Source organism: Mesorhizobium sp. GW821-FHT07A06, assembly GCF_059419085.1.
Map to the genome: position 1 here is coordinate 138,494 of NZ_JBWKRC010000001.1, position 17,089 is coordinate 155,582.

General features: G+C 63.5%; 13 protein-coding genes and 1 tRNA gene. 7 read left to right on the forward strand and 7 right to left on the reverse strand.

Annotation, left to right across the window (positions count from 1 at the left end; genetic code table 11):
* The first annotated feature begins 28 nt into the window (after positions 1-28).
* Positions 29-3,487 carry a chromosome segregation protein SMC gene (gene smc / locus AC07SZ_RS00725; RefSeq protein WP_494912993.1) on the forward strand — a complete coding sequence of 1,153 codons (3,459 nt, stop codon included), beginning with the start codon at positions 29-31 and terminating at the stop codon, positions 3,485-3,487.
* A 50-nt stretch (positions 3,488-3,537) separates the two neighbouring features.
* Here smc and AC07SZ_RS00730 read toward each other — a convergent pair whose 3' ends face one another.
* Together AC07SZ_RS00730 and AC07SZ_RS00735 are read right to left on the reverse strand one after the other, a co-directional pair.
* Positions 3,538-3,990 carry a VanZ family protein gene (locus AC07SZ_RS00730; RefSeq protein ID WP_244493898.1) on the reverse strand — a complete coding sequence of 151 codons (453 nt, stop codon included), beginning with the start codon at positions 3,988-3,990 and terminating at the stop codon, positions 3,538-3,540.
* 400 nt (positions 3,991-4,390) lie between these two features.
* Positions 4,391-6,028 carry an ABC transporter substrate-binding protein gene (locus AC07SZ_RS00735; protein ID WP_056563886.1) on the reverse strand — a complete coding sequence of 546 codons (1,638 nt, stop codon included), beginning with the start codon at positions 6,026-6,028 and terminating at the stop codon, positions 4,391-4,393.
* Between the two features lie 128 nt (positions 6,029-6,156).
* Here AC07SZ_RS00735 and AC07SZ_RS00740 point away from each other — a divergent pair, with 128 nt between their 5' ends.
* Positions 6,157-7,056: a LysR family transcriptional regulator gene (locus AC07SZ_RS00740; protein WP_172374180.1), complete on the forward strand. Its 900-nt coding sequence runs from the start codon at positions 6,157-6,159 to the stop codon at positions 7,054-7,056.
* 86 nt (positions 7,057-7,142) lie between these two features.
* On the opposite strand, the gene AC07SZ_RS00745 is transcribed toward AC07SZ_RS00740, so the two are convergent.
* Positions 7,143-8,015, reverse strand: a complete 873-nt coding sequence (locus AC07SZ_RS00745) for a phytanoyl-CoA dioxygenase family protein (RefSeq protein WP_056563880.1) — start codon at positions 8,013-8,015, stop codon at positions 7,143-7,145.
* A gap of 21 nt (positions 8,016-8,036) precedes the next feature.
* Here AC07SZ_RS00745 and AC07SZ_RS00750 point away from each other — a divergent pair, with 21 nt between their 5' ends.
* Positions 8,037-8,351, forward strand: a complete 315-nt coding sequence (locus tag AC07SZ_RS00750; RefSeq protein WP_196772368.1) for a hypothetical protein — start codon at positions 8,037-8,039, stop codon at positions 8,349-8,351.
* Between the two features lie 205 nt (positions 8,352-8,556).
* Here AC07SZ_RS00750 and AC07SZ_RS00755 read toward each other — a convergent pair.
* Together AC07SZ_RS00755 and AC07SZ_RS00760 are read right to left on the reverse strand one after the other, a co-directional pair.
* Positions 8,557-8,631, reverse strand: a tRNA-Gln gene (locus AC07SZ_RS00755).
* A 127-nt stretch (positions 8,632-8,758) separates the two neighbouring features.
* Complete coding sequence (locus tag AC07SZ_RS00760) at positions 8,759-9,103, reverse strand: VOC family protein (RefSeq protein WP_056563877.1); 345 nt, start codon at positions 9,101-9,103, stop codon at positions 8,759-8,761.
* 225 nt (positions 9,104-9,328) lie between these two features.
* Here AC07SZ_RS00760 and ppdK point away from each other — a divergent pair, with 225 nt between their 5' ends.
* The 3 genes from ppdK (at position 9,329) to AC07SZ_RS00775 (ending at position 14,177) form a co-directional block, all read left to right on the forward strand.
* Positions 9,329-12,007 carry a pyruvate, phosphate dikinase gene (ppdK, locus tag AC07SZ_RS00765; RefSeq protein WP_056563873.1) on the forward strand — a complete coding sequence of 893 codons (2,679 nt, stop codon included), beginning with the start codon at positions 9,329-9,331 and terminating at the stop codon, positions 12,005-12,007.
* A gap of 119 nt (positions 12,008-12,126) precedes the next feature.
* Positions 12,127-13,230 (forward strand): glycosyltransferase family 9 protein, encoded by a 1,104-nt coding sequence (locus AC07SZ_RS00770; RefSeq protein WP_494912994.1) that lies wholly within the window; start codon positions 12,127-12,129, stop codon positions 13,228-13,230.
* A gap of 206 nt (positions 13,231-13,436) precedes the next feature.
* Complete coding sequence (locus AC07SZ_RS00775; protein ID WP_494912995.1) at positions 13,437-14,177, forward strand: polysaccharide deacetylase family protein; 741 nt, start codon at positions 13,437-13,439, stop codon at positions 14,175-14,177.
* 85 nt (positions 14,178-14,262) lie between these two features.
* Here the strand turns inward: AC07SZ_RS00775 and AC07SZ_RS00780 are convergent, their stop codons facing one another.
* Together AC07SZ_RS00780 and AC07SZ_RS00785 are read right to left on the reverse strand one after the other, a co-directional pair.
* Positions 14,263-14,652, reverse strand: a complete 390-nt coding sequence (locus tag AC07SZ_RS00780; RefSeq protein WP_056563865.1) for a DUF427 domain-containing protein — start codon at positions 14,650-14,652, stop codon at positions 14,263-14,265.
* A gap of 130 nt (positions 14,653-14,782) precedes the next feature.
* On the reverse strand, positions 14,783-15,139 hold the full coding sequence (locus AC07SZ_RS00785) for a hypothetical protein (protein WP_056563862.1): 357 nt from the start codon (positions 15,137-15,139) through the stop codon (positions 14,783-14,785).
* 318 nt (positions 15,140-15,457) lie between these two features.
* On the opposite strand from AC07SZ_RS00785, the gene AC07SZ_RS00790 reads away from it, so the two are divergent.
* The gene (locus AC07SZ_RS00790; RefSeq protein WP_494912996.1) at positions 15,458-17,086 is read left to right on the forward strand and encodes a fatty-acid--CoA ligase; all 1,629 of its coding nucleotides are present in this window, start codon (positions 15,458-15,460) and stop codon (positions 17,084-17,086) included.
* Positions 17,087-17,089 lie beyond the last annotated feature (3 nt).

Genomic DNA, 17,089 nt, shown 5'->3' on the forward strand with positions numbered 1-17,089 from the left:
TCGGCGCTCGCCTCAATGGGGCGCGTGAATGAAGTTCTCGCGCCTTCGCCTCCTTGGTTTCAAGTCGTTCGTCGAGCCCGGCGAGTTCGTCATCGAACGCGGCCTGACGGGTATTGTCGGGCCGAACGGCTGCGGCAAGTCGAACCTTGTCGAGGCGCTGCGCTGGGTGATGGGCGAAAGCTCCTACAAGAACATGCGCGCGTCCGGCATGGACGACGTGATCTTTTCCGGCTCGGGTACGCGGCCCGCGCGCAATACCGCCGAAGTCACGCTTTTTCTCGACAATGCCGACCGCTCGGCGCCCGCCGCCTTCAACGATGCCGACGAATTGCAGGTGTCGCGCCGCATCGAGCGCGAGGCCGGCTCGCTCTATCGCATCAATGGCAAGGAAGCGCGCGCCAAGGACGTGCAGCTTCTGTTCGCCGACCAGTCGACCGGCGCGCGCTCGCCATCGATGGTCGGGCAGGGCCGTATCGGCGAGTTGATCCAGGCCAAGCCGCAGGCGCGCCGTGCGCTGCTGGAAGAGGCGGCCGGCATTTCCGGCCTGCACACCCGTCGCCACGAAGCGGAACTGCGGCTGAAGGCGGCTGAACAGAACCTCGAACGCCTGGACGATGTCGTCGGCGAGCTGGAAAGCCAGATCGAGAGCCTCAAGCGGCAGGCGCGCCAGGCGTCACGCTTCAAGAACCTGTCGGCCGATATCCGCAAGGCCGAAGCGACATTGCTGCATCTGCGCTGGACGCTGGCCAAGACACAGGAAGGCGAAGCGCGTTCGGCGCTGGCTGCCGCGACCGCTCTGGTTGGCGACCGCGCCGCCGCGCAGATGGCCGCCGCCAGGGAACAAGGGATCGGCGCTCATCGCTTGCCTGACCTGCGGGACGCGGAAGCCGCCGCCGCCGCCGCCTTCCAGCGCCTGTCGATCGCCAAGTCGCAGATCGAGGAGGAGGCCGGCCGCATCCGCAATCGCCAGGCCGAAATCGAGCGTCGGTTGCAGCAACTTGACGGCGATATCGCCCGCGAGGAGCGGATGGTGCGCGACAATGCCGATGTTCTTGAACGCCTGCGCACCGAAGAGGCTGTACTGAATTCCGAGAACGCCGGCGCCGCGGAACGGGAAGCCACCACCCGCGCTGCATTCGAGCAGGCGGCGTCGACGCTTGCGCAGAGCGAAGCCAAGCTCGCAGCTCTGACAGCCGAACGGGCCGAGGCCGCCGCCTCGCGCCATCAGATCGAACGGACGCTGCGCGAAACCGCCGAGCGCCGCGACCGCTTCGCCCGCCAACTCGCCGAGGTTGACCGCGAATTGTCGGACATCCTCTCCAAGGTGGCTGGCCTGCCGGATCCGGCCGAGAAGCGGGTGCTGGTCGAACAGGCCGTGGCGTTGCTCGAAGAATCCGAGGCAGCGGTGGCGCAGGCTGAGCAGTCGGTCATCGATGCCCGTGCCGCCGAAAACGCTGCCCGGCCGCCGCTTCAGGACGCCAGGGCAGAGCTGGCGGGCATCGAGACCGAAGCGCGTACCCTGGCCAAGATACTCAATGCCGCCAGCGGCGATCTCTTTCCTTCGGTGCTGGAGCAGATCAGCGTCGAGCGCGGCTTTGAGACGGCGCTGGGTGCGGCCCTTGGCGAAGACCTCGATGTACCGCTCGACCGCAGCGCGCCGGTGCATTGGGGCGAAAGCCAGATCCAGCCCGGCGACGCGGCCTTGCCGGACGGCATCAAGAGCCTGGCCAGCGTGGTTCGTGCCCCCGCGCAATTGGCTCGCCGACTGGCGCAGATCGGCATCGTCGAGGCCGCTGACGGCCGCCGGCTGCAGGCGCTGCTTGCGCCGGGCCAGAGGCTGGTCAGCCGCGAAGGCGCGCTCTGGCGCTGGGACGGTCTCACGGCCAGCGCCGATGCGCCGACAGCCGCTGCACAACGGCTGGCGCAGAAAAACCGGCTTGCCGAACTCGATGCCGAAGCGGTGCAGGCGACGCTTGTCCTGCGCCAGGCCGAGGAGGCTCTGGCACAGGCCGAACAGGCGCTTCGCCAGGCAAGCGACGCTGAACGCAACACGCGCCAGGCCGGACGCGACGCCCAGCACCGCCTGGACGCTGCCCGCAATGCGCTGGCCGACGCCGAAAAGGCGGGCGGCGAGCTGTCGAGCCGGCGCGCGGCACTCGATGAGGCCCGCGCGCGCATCGTCGACAGCCATGAGGAAACCTCGGCGGCCTTCGTCGAGGCCGAAATGCTGCTGCAGGACGCGCCTGATCTCGGCGACCTGCAATTGCAGCTCGAACAGTCCTCGGCCAATGTCTCGCGCGACCGCGCCACGCTTGCCGATGCGCGTGCCGTCCACGAGGGATTGCGGCGTGAGGCCGAGGCACGCGCACGCCGGCTCGATGCAATCGGCGCCGAACGCAGCAACTGGCTGGTGCGAGCCGAAAACGCCTCGACCCAGATTGCATCGCTCGGCGACCGCAAGGCCGAGGCCGAGGCCGAGCGCGAACGCCTGGCTGATGCTCCCGACGAGATCGACGCCAAGCGGCGCGCGCTGCTGTCGCAGCTCGCCGAGGCCGAGACCTTGCGCAAGGCGGCCGCCGATCGCCTGCAGGAAGCGGAGAACAGGCAGGCCGAACTGGACAAGCTGGCCACATCGGCCATCCAGTCGCTGGCCGAGGCGCGCGAGACCCGTGCCCGTACCGAGGAAAGGCTGACGGCGGCCGACGAGCGCCGGCTTGAGGTCGAGGCGCGCATCCAGGAGACGCTGAACACGCCACCGCATCTGGTCATTCGCCATACCGGTCTGGAAGTCGACGCTCCGATGCCCGAGATGGCCGAGATCGAACGCCAGCTCGACCGTTTGAAGATCGAGCGCGAACGGCTCGGCGCCGTCAATCTGCGCGCCGAGGAAGAGCAGAAGGAGCTCTCCGACCGGCTGGAGGCGATCGTTTCCGAGCGCGAGGACATCATCGAAGCGATCCGCAAGCTCAGGCAAGCGATCCAGAGCCTCAATCGCGAAGGCCGCGAGCGGCTTCTCGCCGCCTTCGACGTGGTCAACAGCCATTTCCAGCGCCTGTTCTCGCACCTGTTCGGTGGTGGCACGGCGGAATTGCAGCTGATCGAATCCGAGGATCCGCTCGAGGCAGGTCTCGAAATTCTTGCCCGCCCGCCGGGCAAGAAGCCACAGACCATGACGCTGCTGTCGGGCGGCGAGCAGGCGCTGACGGCGATGTCGCTGATCTTCGCCGTCTTCCTGACCAATCCGGCGCCGATCTGCGTCCTCGACGAAGTCGACGCGCCGCTCGACGATCACAATGTCGAACGCTTCTGCAATCTCATGGACGAGATGGCCAAGACCACCGAGACGCGCTTCGTCATCATCACGCACAATCCGATCACGATGGCCCGCATGGACCGGCTGTTCGGTGTCACCATGGCCGAGCAGGGCGTGAGCCAACTCGTATCGGTCGATCTGCAGGCGGCTGAAGCGATGCGCGAGGCGAGCTGATACATCCGGGCTGATGGCGCTCCGCCGTCAGGACAATGTGCGATTGGCGCTCAGCCTCGATGGCGCGTGAGCCAGGTTGCACAACCCGCCACCACCAGCCCGCAGGCGATGCCGATGCAATCGGCAACCCAGTCGAACACATCGAAATCGCGGTCTATCTCCGACGTCCCCTGAAGGACTTCGATCGCAGCTCCGACCGTGGCCAGGAAAATCACCAGCCAGAGCTTGCGCCTGGGCCAACCCAGACTGCCAAGGGCAGCCAGGACGGCGAATGCGCCGGCATGGTTGAGCTTGTCATCGCTGAAACCGATATCGATGCCGAATTCCTCAAGCCAGGACACCGGCAGCAGCGCGAGGACAAGAACCGCGACGAACGTAACGACAAATGCAGTCCGTAAGACGACTGAACAGGATGTCATTGTGCCCCAACAGCGATTTCGACCGCCCTTGAGGTCGAAGCCTGCCGACTGAGCCCGATGCACCAGGCAGGCGCGGAGCGCCACGATTGCATCGGATCGTTGGAAAAGCAACGACGTTTCGCTGGCATGGAAGGGTCAATTTTCCCGTTTTTTGGGAAGGTCAGTGCCCGCCAAAGCGGGTTCCGTTTCATTTCGGCAAAGATAAGCTCTCTTCGTGAACTGGAGCTTCTTGACGATGGCAGACGCGGAAACCGGGATTTCTCGCACGGGTGATGGTCCGGCGGATCTGGCGGCACGGCCGCGGATTCTCGGGGATCTGTCGAGGCAAGATACGTGTGGACGCATCTGCGCGACGTGTCCGATGCGAAGCCAGAACTGCTCCTCATCGGCCCTCGATAGTGTCGCCGTGAGGCGAAATGCCCGGTGAGCGAAAAAGAAATGGCAGGGCGCCGCCGCGGCAGGCGCCGCCGTGTTGTCCTTGTAATCAGGCGGCGAGCCAAGCCTTGGTGAAATCCTGCTCATAGGCCTGATGCATCTGATAGCCCATCAAGGCAGGTTTCATATGGCAGAACAGCTTTCGCCAGTAAGGCTGAACGATAATGCCGGATTCCTGCAGCATCAGCTGCAATTCCTTCATCACCGCGCGACGCTGATCCGGATCGGCGATGGCATTGGCCTTGTGAACCTTGGCATCGAACGCCGAATCGGCAAACCCTGTCTCGTTCCATGCCGAGCCGCTCTGATAGGCAAGCGCATAAGTCTGGATGCCGAGCGGGCGGGCATTCCAGTTGGTCGTCGCGAAGGGATATTTGGTCCAATCGTTCCAGAATGCCGATTCCGGGATGACTGTGCGCTTCACCTTGAAGCCGGCGTCGCGCATCTGCTGGGCGACGACGTCGGAGCTTTCCTTGCGGTAGTCGGCTTCGACCGAGATCAGATCGAACTCGAAATCGAGCTGACCGGCTTCCTCCAGCAGCGCCTTGGCCCGGACCGGGTCGCGCTTGATCGGCGGCAGTTCGGCATGCTCGGGGTGCATCGGCCCGACGTGATCGTTCTGCGCCACCATGCCCATGCCGTTGGCGCCCAGCTGCAGCACCGCCTCATTGTCGACCGCAAGCTGAATGGCATTGCGCACACGCTTGTCGTCGTAGGGTTTGGCATTGACGTTGCAGCGCGAGACGATGGTGGCGGCGGTGACGATCTCGCTCTTCTTCAAGCCCAGTCCGTCGAGCATCGCGACGTCATAGGACTGCGTCTGGCCGTTCAAATCGATCTCGCCCGATTCGAAAGCGGAGACGGTGGCGGCCGAGTCGGTGCCGTAGTCGATCCAATCGATGCCATCCAGGAACACCTCGCCGCCCCACCACGAGCCTTCCGGCCGCTTGCGCACCGATGCGGCGACCCCGACATCGAGCTTCTTGAGTTCGAACGGGCCCGTGGAAATGGGATTTGCCGACAGGGGCGCCTCTTTCGGATTGAAGCTGCGATGGACGATCAATGCCGGGTAATCCGTCATCGCCGGGATGATGGTGATGTCGGGTTGCGACAGTTTCAGCGCCACGGTGTGGTCGTCGCGGATCGTGATCGCGCCGGCCCGTGCCACCTTGGTATCGGGATCGATCAGCGAACTCATGCGCCCGGCCATGGAATTGCCGGCGGCACCCTTCTCGCACCAGCGCGTGATGTTGAAGGCAACGTCGGTGGCGGTGAAATCGTCGCCGTTCGACCATTTCACGCCTGGGCGGACCTTGAGCACATACTCCGTGGCGTCCGCATTGATTTCCCAGCTCTGCAGCAGGACCGGCTCGAAGGTGAAATCCGGCTTCCAGCGCACCAGCGGTTCGAGAAATTGCATGGCGATGTTGCCCATCTGCGAAACCTTGAAACTGCGCGGGTCCTCGAGTTCCATCACCTGCATGGCGACGCGTACGACACCGCCCTTCCTGGGCTGGGCCGCTTCTTCAGCCAGAGCCGGAACCGGCTGGCCAATGAGGCCGTAGGCGACCGCCGTGCTTGCGCCAAAGGCGCTGGCCAGCGCCAGGAATTCGCGGCGGCTGAGCGCGCCATTTTTTGCCCCCCGTGCAAAGGCGTCGATCGCTGGATGAAGAGGCTTGGATGTCATATCGTTTCTCCCATTGTTGATTTTACGTCCAAATTCGGTGGAATGCCCTTACCGCACGATCGCCGGGCGCTGTCTTCTGTCGGAAGACGCGAAGGGTGGAACAGACGCGGCGGTGAGGGGAAGCCAGGATGAATCTTCTGACGGCCATGCGGGTGTTCGACCGGGTCTGCCTGCTGGGCAGCCTCTCGGCGGCGGCGCGCGATCTCAATATGTCGACCACGGCGGTCAGCCGCATGATCAAGGATCTGGAAGAGGACCTTGGCGTGCGTCTCATCAACCGCACCACAAGGCGCCTCAGCCTCACCGAGGCCGGACGTGACTATGCTCCGCGGGCCCGCAGCCTGCTGGACGACATCTCGGAATTGCAGGATTCGACGCGCGGCCTGCACAAGGAGACGCGTGGGCTGATCCGGGTTTCCTGCTCCAATGTCCTTGGCCACACGCGCATCACCAAGCTGGTGCCGAAATTCCTCGAGGAAAACCCTCTCACCAGCATCGAGTTCGACCTGACCGCGCGCTACGTCGTCGGCATTGTCGAGGAGGGCTACGATGTCGCCATCCGTTTCGGCGGACAGGCCGATTCCGCCCTGATCGCGAGGCGCCTTGGCGAGGTTCGCAACTATGTCTGCGCCACGCCGGACTACTGGAACAGAAATGGCCGGCCGACCCATCCGGACCAACTGGCAAGCCATTCCTGCGTGTTGAGCAACTTCGCCAAGCGGCTGGGCACATGGCCGTTCATAGGCCCCGACGGGCCGTTCGACGCCGCCATCGGCGGGCGCATCTCGACCAACAGCGTGGAGGCCGCCTATCAGATGACCGTCGCCGGCTTCGGCATCGGCAACCTGCCGAGCCTCCTGGTCGATGCCGCGATCCGGGACGGCCGTCTGGAGGTGCAGCTTGACGAGTTTCGCCCGGGCTCCAGCCCGATCTATGCGCTCTATCCGCACCGCACCTATATCGCCGCCAAGGTGCGCGCCTTCGTCGATTTCCTGATGCGCGAACTGTCGGCGGATTTCACCGCCTGAGACGTTGCGAGGTCGCTGGTGAACGCAGTCAGGGGCCCGGCGCGAACGCCAGGCCCCCTCTGCCCCCGTCGCCCGACGCGGCAATGTCATTTCCACCAGGCGGTGGTGTCGTACATCGGTCCCGGCTCCTCGAAGAGTTTTTCGTATTTGCACAGCGTCGGCGTCTTGCCGAGCGGCACGGAGACGCCATCCCGGAACGCCCATTCGCCGCGCTGCGTCGAATCCGCCCGCACATAGCTCGACAGGGCGAAGGCGCGGTCGTGCTGCGATTTGTTCGGCGAGGAGCCATGCACGGTAAGCAGCCCCCACATGGCAAGGTCGCCCGGCTCCAGCACCAGCGGAACGATGGTCGCCGGATCGATGCCGACCTTGCGCAACTCCTCCTCGGCGGTCAGGCCCTTCATCAGCTCGCCGGTCCCCTCGTCCGAGAGGCCGAGATAGCCGAGCTTGTGGCTGCCGGGTACGACCTGGAGGCAGCCATTGTCGAGCGTCGCGCGGTCGACGGCGAGGCCGGTGGTCACGGTCGCATCGGCGACATTGTCGAAGGCGGCCTGGTTGCGGAAGCGCAGGTCCTGATGGAAGCGGTAGCCCGTGACATTGGCGCCTGGCGGCTTCCAGTGCAGTTGCTGGGCGATTTGCCTGATGTCGCGGCCAATCAGGCCCTCGAGCAGTTTCAGATAGTCCGGGCTGCGCCGGAATTGCTCGAAATAGGAATTGATCCAGGAGAACCAGTAGGCCTGCAGCACGTAACGCTGGCCGAAATCCGACTCGGGCAGAATCTGGAAGCTGAGATTGCCATGCCTGTAGGTGGCGTGATGCTTGAGCCCTTCGGCGTAGACATCATCCGTTTCCTTCTTCAGCCGGATCATCTCGTCGCCGTCGACGAACTGTCGAACGATCGCATATCCTTCCTCGCGGTACTGCTCCACCGCCTCGCGTGCCTGCTTGTCCGTCAACATGTCTTTGACAACCCCTGTCTGGTGATCCGTGGCGATCGTAACAAAGGGATTGCGGACGATAAGTCGTGGATTCTGGCATCGACTTTCCCGAATATCGGAAAAATGCCGTCGGCTAAGGCGGGCGTGAATCCCGCGGCGTCTGGCTCGGATGCCGCCGCATCCAGCACGCCATATGCGGCTGATGCGGGAACCCGCGGTATTGCTGGCGCTGGTCGTGTCCACGATCTTTTGCCGAAGCGCTGCCGATGGCGGTTGCTGTCCGGCTATCTGCCTGTCGATTTGTTCGGCCGAAGTGGTGCAGCCGGCGAGCTTGAGCGCTGCCGCAACGATAGCTAGTCTTGTAAAGGATTGCCCCCAATGATGTTCCCCAGCGGGAAGGAATCATAGGGTGGATTCACCGTCAAGGCGTCCAGCTAGACACGCGGCGTCAATCTAGCCATGTATCTACAGCCTAAATGACCTGTGTGGATCATCCGCTGGCTGTAACGCTTGGCATTCACCAATATTCGCTAGGTGATTGAAAAATCAGGAAAAATAGATATGGCTGGGGCGCCAGGATTCGAACCTGGGAATGTCGGTACCAAAAACCGATGCCTTACCACTTGGCGACGCCCCAATAGCCGTCAGAGTCGCTTGTGCGGCGCGTTATTAGCAGAGCAGCCGAAAAGCACAATGCTTATGAGCGACCGCGAGAACACTCGGCTGGCCCGCGGGGCGTTGCCGCCGGACGGTCCTTGAACAGGCTATTGGGACCACACTGCGAGCTCATTGCCGGCCGGATCGACGAAATGGAAGCGCCGGCCGCCGGGAAATGCGAAGATCGGCTTGACGATCGTGCCGCCGGCGCTTTCGACGGCGCCAAGCGTTTCCTCGAGGTCGTCGCTGTAGAGCACGGGCAGCGGCTTGGCCGGTGCTTCCGCCGCATCGGCCTGGAAACCGCCATCCAGGCCCTCCGCGAAGGCCGAATAGGTGGGGCCATAGTCGGTGAACGACCAGGCAAAGGCGGAACTGTAGAAAGCCTTCAGCCGATCCAGCGTGCCGCCCGTCGCCGGCATTTCCAGATAGTCGAGTTTTCCAGTCAGTTTCATGGGGCACCTATTTGTTCCCTTTATGTTCTAGCGGTCGAGCCGTGAGGTGGCAAGTCTTTTTGCCGCATGTCCGGGCCGGGCTTTTTCTTAATCGATTGTAGCGGCGGAACGGCTTTTCCGGTGCTTGCCTTTCGCACTGCAGCATCATATCGCTCCAAAGTCGGACCAGGGCGGAACTTTCCGTTTCGCCAATCTTTCCAATCTCCTGCAACCGGAGAGCAAAGCATGACCAAATGGGTTTTCACCTTTGGCGATGGTGCGGCGGAAGGCCGTGCCGGCGACAAGAATCTGCTGGGCGGCAAGGGTGCCAACCTTGCCGAGATGTGCAGCCTGGGTCTGCCGGTGCCGCCGGGCTTCACCATCACCACCGAGGTCTGCAATGCCTTTTACGCCAATGGTCGCGCCTATCCGGCGGGGTTGGAAGCCGATGTCGCGATCGCGCTCGATCACATTGGCCGGCTGACCGGCCGCCAGTTCGGCGATCCGTCGAAGCTTCTGCTCGTGTCTGTACGTTCCGGGGCTCGCGCGTCGATGCCGGGCATGATGGACACGGTGCTCAATCTCGGCCTCAACGACGAAACCGTCGAGGCGTTGGCGACGGATTCCGGTGATGCGCGCTTTGCCTATGACAGCTACCGCCGCTTCATCCAGATGTATTCCGATGTCGTCATGGGCCTCGATCACGAGGTGTTCGAGGAGATCCTGGAAGACCAGAAGGCCAGCCTCGGCCATGAACTCGACACCGAGCTGACCGCCATCGAATGGCAAGGCGTGATCGCGCTCTACAAGGCCAAGGTCGAGGAAGAGCTCGGCAGGCCGTTCCCGCAGGATCCGCAAGAACAGCTCTGGGGTGCCATCGGCGCCGTGTTCTCGAGCTGGATGAACAACCGCGCCATCACCTACCGGCGTCTGCATGACATCCCCGAAAGCTGGGGCACGGCGGTCAACGTGCAAGCCATGGTGTTCGGCAATATGGGCGAGACCTCGGCCACCGGCGTCGCCTTCACCCGCAATCCGTCGACCGGCGAAAAGCAGCTCTATGGCGAGTTCCTGGTGAACGCGCAGGGCGAGGATGTCGTCGCCGGTATCCGCACGCCGCAGAACATCACCGAGGCGGCTCGCATTGCCGCCGGCTCCGACAAGCCGTCGCTGCAGAAGCTGATGCCCGACGCCTTCCAGTCCTTCGTCACCATCTCCGACAGCCTGGAAAAGCATTACCGCGACATGCAGGATCTCGAATTCACCATCGAGCGCGGCAAATTGTGGATGCTGCAGACCCGCTCCGGCAAGCGCACCGCGAAGGCGGCGCTGAAGATCGCGGTCGAGATGGCCAGGGATGGCCTTATCTCGAAGGAGGAGGCTGTCGCCCGCATCGATCCGGGCTCGCTCGACCAGTTGCTGCATCCGACCATCGATCCGAAAGCCGCGCGTGACGTCATCGGCGTCGGTCTGCCTGCCTCGCCGGGTGCCGCCACCGGCGAGATCGTCTTTTCCTCCGGCGATGCCGAGGATCTGAAGACGCAAGGCCGCAAGGCGATCCTGGTGCGCATCGAGACCAGCCCCGAGGACATCCACGGCATGCATGCGGCGGAAGGCATCCTGACCACGCGCGGCGGCATGACCAGCCATGCCGCCGTTGTCGCGCGCGGCATGGGCAAGCCTTGCGTGTCGGGCGCCGGCTCGCTGCGCGTCGACTACAAGGCGGGCACGCTGATCTCGATGGGGCAGACCTTCCGCAAAGGCGACATCATCACAATCGATGGCGGCAATGGTCAGGTGCTGAAGGGCGCGGTTGCCATGCTGCAGCCGGAACTGTCGGGCGATTTCGCCGCCATCATGGAATGGGCGGACGCCGTGCGCCGCATGAAGGTGCGCACCAACGCCGAAACGCCGCTCGATGCCCGCATGGCGCGCTCTTTCGGCGCCGAAGGCATCGGGCTTTGCCGTACGGAACACATGTTCTTCGACGGCGACCGCATCGTCGCCATGCGCGAGATGATCCTGGCCGACACCGAGAAGGACCGGCGCGCCGCCCTGGCCAAGCTTCTGCCCATGCAGCGCTCGGATTTCCTGGAACTTTTCGAGATCATGGCGGGCCTGCCGGTGACGATCCGCCTGCTCGATCCGCCGCTGCATGAATTCCTGCCCAAGACCGAGGCCGAAATCGCCGAGGTCGCCGCCGTCATGAATATATCGGCCGACAAGCTCAGGCAGCGCACCGAGGCCCTGCACGAATTCAACCCCATGCTTGGCCATCGCGGCTGCCGGCTGGCCGTCTCCTATCCGGAGATCGCGGAGATGCAGGCCCGCGCCATTTTCGAGGCCGCCGTCGAGGCCGGCAAGAAGGCGGGCGCGCTGGTTGTGCCCGAGATCATGGTGCCGCTGGTCGGCCTGGTGAAGGAACTCGACTATGTGAAGGCGCGCATCGATGCGGTCGCCAAGAGCGTCATGGACGAGACCGGCGTCAAGATCGACTATCTGACTGGAACCATGATCGAACTGCCGCGTGCGGCGATCCGTGCCCATGTGATCGCCGAGTCGGCCGAGTTCTTTTCCTTCGGCACCAACGACCTTACCCAGACCACCTTCGGCATCTCGCGCGACGATGCGGCCTCGTTCCTGGAGACTTATCGCCAGAAGGGCATCATCGAGCAGGATCCGTTCGTCTCGCTCGACATCGACGGTGTCGGCGAACTGGTGCGCATGGCCGCGCAAAAGGGCAGGGCGACACGGCCGGAGATCAAGCTCGGCATCTGCGGCGAACATGGCGGCGATCCCTCGTCGATCCGTTTCTGCGAGGAGGTCGGTCTCGACTATGTGTCGTGCTCGCCCTATCGCGTGCCGATCGCCAGGCTGGCGGCCGCGCAGGCAGCGGTGCAGGTAGCAAGGACGGGGCGCGGATGAGCCGATCAAAGCTTACGGTTTTGTATGAAAACTCACGCGAACGTGCTGAAGGCATTGCGTAATCTCGACATTGTTCCTGCCCAATTTGCGGACGGCCCGCCAATTGTCCCGGGAATCACATGTTGCAGATATCACCCGCGCCGTTCCGCTCGATCCTGGTCATTCAAACGAAGTTCATAGGCGACATCGTCCTCGCCTCGACGCTCGCCAGGAACCTGCAACTCGAATTCCCCGGCGCCAGGATCGTGTTCCTCTGCGAAGCGCATTTCGAAAGCTTCGTGGTCGCGCATGGTATCGCCTCGGAAGTGGTCACGTTCAGGCGATCCCGCATGCGCGGCACCGCGCTGGAGCGTGGAAAAGAGCTCTATGCCATGGTGCGGGCCCTACGCGACTTCCGCTTTGATCTGACGATCGACCTGACCGATTCAAAGACCTCGCGCGTCATCAGCGGGTTCGTCAACGCCAAGACCCGTGTCGGCTACAATCCTCCCGAACGGCCTCTGAAGCTGCTGGAGCGGCAACCAGCCAATGTGTTTGCCAAGCCGTTCGGATTTGGCGGCCAGCATTTTGTCTACCGCTATCTTTCGCCCATTGAAGCGCTCGGCCTCGACCTGCGCGTGACGGTGCCGAGCATTCAGCCTCTGCCGTTCGAGACCCTGAAAGCCTTGGCGCTTCTGGGCAAGCATGGTCTCAACCCACACGGCTTCGTCGCGGTGCACGCGGGAGCAAGTTTCAAGGGCCGGCAATGGCAGCCCGAACGCTTTGCCGAGGCGATCGACGAAATTGCAACCGGCAGCGGATTGGGCTTCGTGTTGGTCGGAGGGCCTGAGGAGCAGGGGACAGCCGCGCGGATCATCGCCAGGACGGTGACGCCGGTCGTCGACCTTGTCGGGACGCTGTCGCTGAACACCTTGCTGGCTGTGCTGAAGCAGGCGCGGCTGTTTCTCGGCAACGAGAGCGGCCCGATGCATATGGCGGCGGCCGCGGGCATACCCGTTGTCGGCCTGTTCGGTCTGACGAACCCGTCGCGCTGGGGCCCTCTCGGCGTGCCCAGCATCGCGCTTCGGCCACCGATGCCGTGCGACTGCGTGGCCAAGGGCTTGTGCCGCCGGACCGACCCCCGCAAGGCATGCTGCGTCTGGCGCCTGAAGGTGAGGCCTGTCGTCGAGGCGGCGCGCGAGATCTTGGCGCGCACCGAGATGAAGCGCGAGCGCGCTGTCTGAACTGCTGTCGCCCGATGAATCGTTCGCAAGCCGGGCGGTCAAATTGCCGCGCCAGGCATTTTTCTGCTACCCATCGTCCCGATTTCCGCCTTCATGCGGGTCTTGGGATAGCGGCTTGAAATCGCTCCATGGGAAATGCTCCAAAACAAAGGGCTGGTTGCCGCTTGCGTGAAACGGTGACCTGCTCCAGTCGGGAATTCGGTTCGATGCGTCTGCTGCAAAGACATCTCTGCATGATCGCCATGTCGCTGGCGGCGCTATCCAGTGCCCAAGCCGCGCCGCTCGTCGAGCCCACGCTGCACATCAAGCCCGCGGCAAGCGGGGCGGGCCATGTCGCGCTCACGCTCGATGCCTGCGGTGGACAGACCGACACACGCATTCTCTCGGCGCTGGTGGAAAACAAGATACCTGCCACCATCTTTGTCACCGGCATCTGGCTGAAGCGCAACGCCGCGGCCGTCGAGATCATGCGGGCGCATCGCGACCTTTTCGAATTGGAAAATCACGGCGGGCGCCATATTCCGGCGGTCGACACGCCGCAGAAGATCTATGGCATACGCAGCGCCGGCAGCCCGGATGCGGTGCTGGCCGAGGTCGAGTCGGGAGCCGCGGCGCTTGCCAGGACGGGTGAGCCCGCGCCGAAATGGTTCCGCGGCGCAACCGCCGAATACAGCCCCTCGGCGATCGCGATGATCCGCAAGCTCGGTTTCAAGATCGCCGGCTTTTCGATCAACGGCGACGGCGGCTCGCTGCTGGGCGCCAAGGAAACCGCCAAACGCATCGCCGCCGCCAAGGACGGTGACGTCATCATCGCCCATATCAACCAGCCCACCCATGCCGCCGGCGAGGGCGTGGTGCAAGGCCTGCTGGCACTCAAGGACAAAGGCATGACCTTCGTGCGCCTGGACGATGCCGACGGTACCGGCAATCACGGCACCACCGACTGAGGGTGCGTGGATATTCAGGTGAGGCCGGCCTGTTTCGACTCGACCTGAATCTCAACGCACCCCAATGCCCTCGAGTTCGAAGCGTTCAGCCCGGCTTGGCTTCGATGCTGACCTTGCTGGCGTAGAACGCGCCGTGGTCGCGGATTTCGGTCATTTCGTCAAAGGGCCGCTCGTAAGCCCACATCGCATTCTGACCGGTTTCGCCGGCAGGCAGCACGCTCCAATAGCTGGCATCGCCCTTGTAGGGGCAATGGGTCGAGTGTTCGGTAGCGCTCAGCTTGCCGAAATCGATGTCGGCGAACGGAATGTAGAAGGCGGCGGGGTAGGGAGCCTCCGTCAGCACCTTGGCCTTCGTGGACGACGCGATAACCGTACCGCCGGCGCGCACCGTAACGGTGCCGACATAGGGCTCGATGGTGATGATCTTGTCGGGATTGCGCTGGAAGCCGGGTGCCGGGTTGGCGATCTTGTCCATGCTGTTTCTCCTTGCCTGGCTCCCTAAGGTGTGGCGGGCACAGCCGTTGCGCAAGGTCCAGTTGCATCACGAAAACAGGCGCACCAATCGCCGCGGCGTGGCGCTTCGCGCTTTCGGTATCCGCCGCGGCTCAGGCGGCGGTCTTGAATGCGTCCATCAATCCGGCATAGGCGGCTGCGATGCCCGCCACCGGGTTGCTGCTTCTCGAAACGGTTTCGACTTTCAGCGAGCCACCGACGGTTGGCAAGGTGAGCAGCAGGAACTGGCGGTTGCCGCCGTCGCCGACTGATGCCGCCGCGACGTGCTGGCCTTCGCCTTCGTTCTGGACGCACATCTTGAACAGCAGCGTACCGCCGACCGCTTCGAGCGCGCCGCCGACAACTTCAACAAATTCGTCTTCGGAAACAGTCTTCTCGTCCGGCACCAGATCGGCCAGGCTTTCCGCAAGTGTGCTCTCAAGGGCCTTGTCGTCGAGCTGCGCGTCCATGCGAACCTCTTTCAGTCGCCAATCGCCCCTTGCCCGTTAACGAAACTTAACGCCGACGATGGCCGGATTGTGGCGGATTTCAAGTCATTTCGCCGGATAAGGCACTGCCGCCACCGCGATGATTTGGCCCTCCTGCCATCCCGGTGGCACGAGTGCCAGGAGACGGAAGTCCAAAACATGTCAAGATTCAACCGCTTGCCGTTGCGGCACGGGCGCTGAAATTCGTTCGCCGCGCAAGCGGGTGACTGGACAATCCGCCGGTTCGCTTCACAATGGTTCGAGGCTACGACGCAAAATGCGCGAGGGAGGAGGAACGGGATGCTGGGGCTGATGCAGGAATGGCCGCTGCTGTGCCACAAGCTTATCGACAACGCCGAACGGCAGCATGGAGTGCGCGAGATCGTGTCGCGCTCGGTCGAGGGACCGATCGTGCGCACCACTTATGCCGACATCCATCGTCGTTCCCTCAAGGTCGCCCAGAGGCTGGAGCGGGACGGCTATGGGTTGGGCGACCGCATCGCCACGCTGGCCTGGAACACGGCGCGCCATATCGAGGCCTGGTACGGCATCATGGGCGTCGGCGCGATCTATCATACACTCAACCCGCGCCTGTTTCCCGAGCAGATCGTCTGGATCATGAACCACGCCGAGGACAAGGCCGTCTTCGTCGACCTCACCTTCATACCGCTGCTCGAGAAGATCGCCGGTGCCGTCAAATCGCTGAAAAAGGTGATTGTGCTGACCGACAGGGAGCACATGTCGCAAACGACCCTGCCCAACGCCGTCCCCTATGAGGACTGGCTTGACGAGGTCGATGGCGATTTCGCCTGGAGGACCTTCGATGAAGGCACCGCCGCCGGCATGTGCTACACGTCGGGCACGACAGGCGATCCCAAGGGCGTCGTCTACAGCCATCGTTCGAACGTGCTGCACGCCATGATCGCCGCCATGCCCGACGCGATGGGCCTGTCGTCACGCGACACCATCCTGCCCGTGGTGCCGATGTTCCATGCCAACGCCTGGGGCCTTGGCCAGAGCGCACCGATGATCGGCGCCAAGCTGGTCATGCCCGGCTGCAGGATGGACGGCGCCTCGATCTATGAATTGCTCGAAACCGAGAAGGTAACCTTCAGTGCCGCCGTGCCGACCGTCTGGATGATGCTGCTGCAATATCTGGAGGAGACCGGCAAGAAGCTGCCCTATCTGAACAAGGTCGTCATCGGCGGCTCGTCCTGTCCGCGTGCGATCATGACGAAGTTCGAGGACAATTACGACGTCCAGGTCATCCATGCCTGGGGCATGACCGAGATGTCGCCGCTCGGCACTCTGTGCACCTTGAAGCCGGAATATGCGGCCCTGGAGAGGGAGGCCCGGCTCGACGTCAAGCAGAAACAGGGTTACCCGCCCTTCGGCGTCGAAATGAAGGTGACCGATGACGAGAACAATGCGCAACCCTGGGATGGCAAGACCTTTGGTCGGCTGAAGGTGCGTGGACCGGCCGTTGCCCGCGCCTACTACGGTGGCGCCGGTGCCGAGCAGTTCGATGAGGAGGGCTGGTTCGACACCGGAGACGTCGCTCACATCGACGCCGGCGGCTACATGCAGATCACCGATCGAGCCAAGGACGTCATCAAGTCCGGCGGCGAGTGGATTTCGACCATCGATCTCGAGAATCTGGCGGTCGGCCATCCAGACGTGGCGGAGGCGGCTGCAATCGGCGTCCATCATTCGAAATGGGGCGAGCGGCCCTTGCTGGTCGTGGTCGCCAAGCCGGGCAAGGAGCCGAGCAAGGCTGACATTCTCGGCTTCATGAACGGCAAGGTGGCCAAGTGGTGGATGCCGGACGATGTCGCTTTCGTCGGCGAGATACCCCATACCGCCACCGGCAAGATCCAGAAGATCACCTTGCGCCAGCAGTTCAGGGACTACCGCCTGCCGACGGATTGAGGG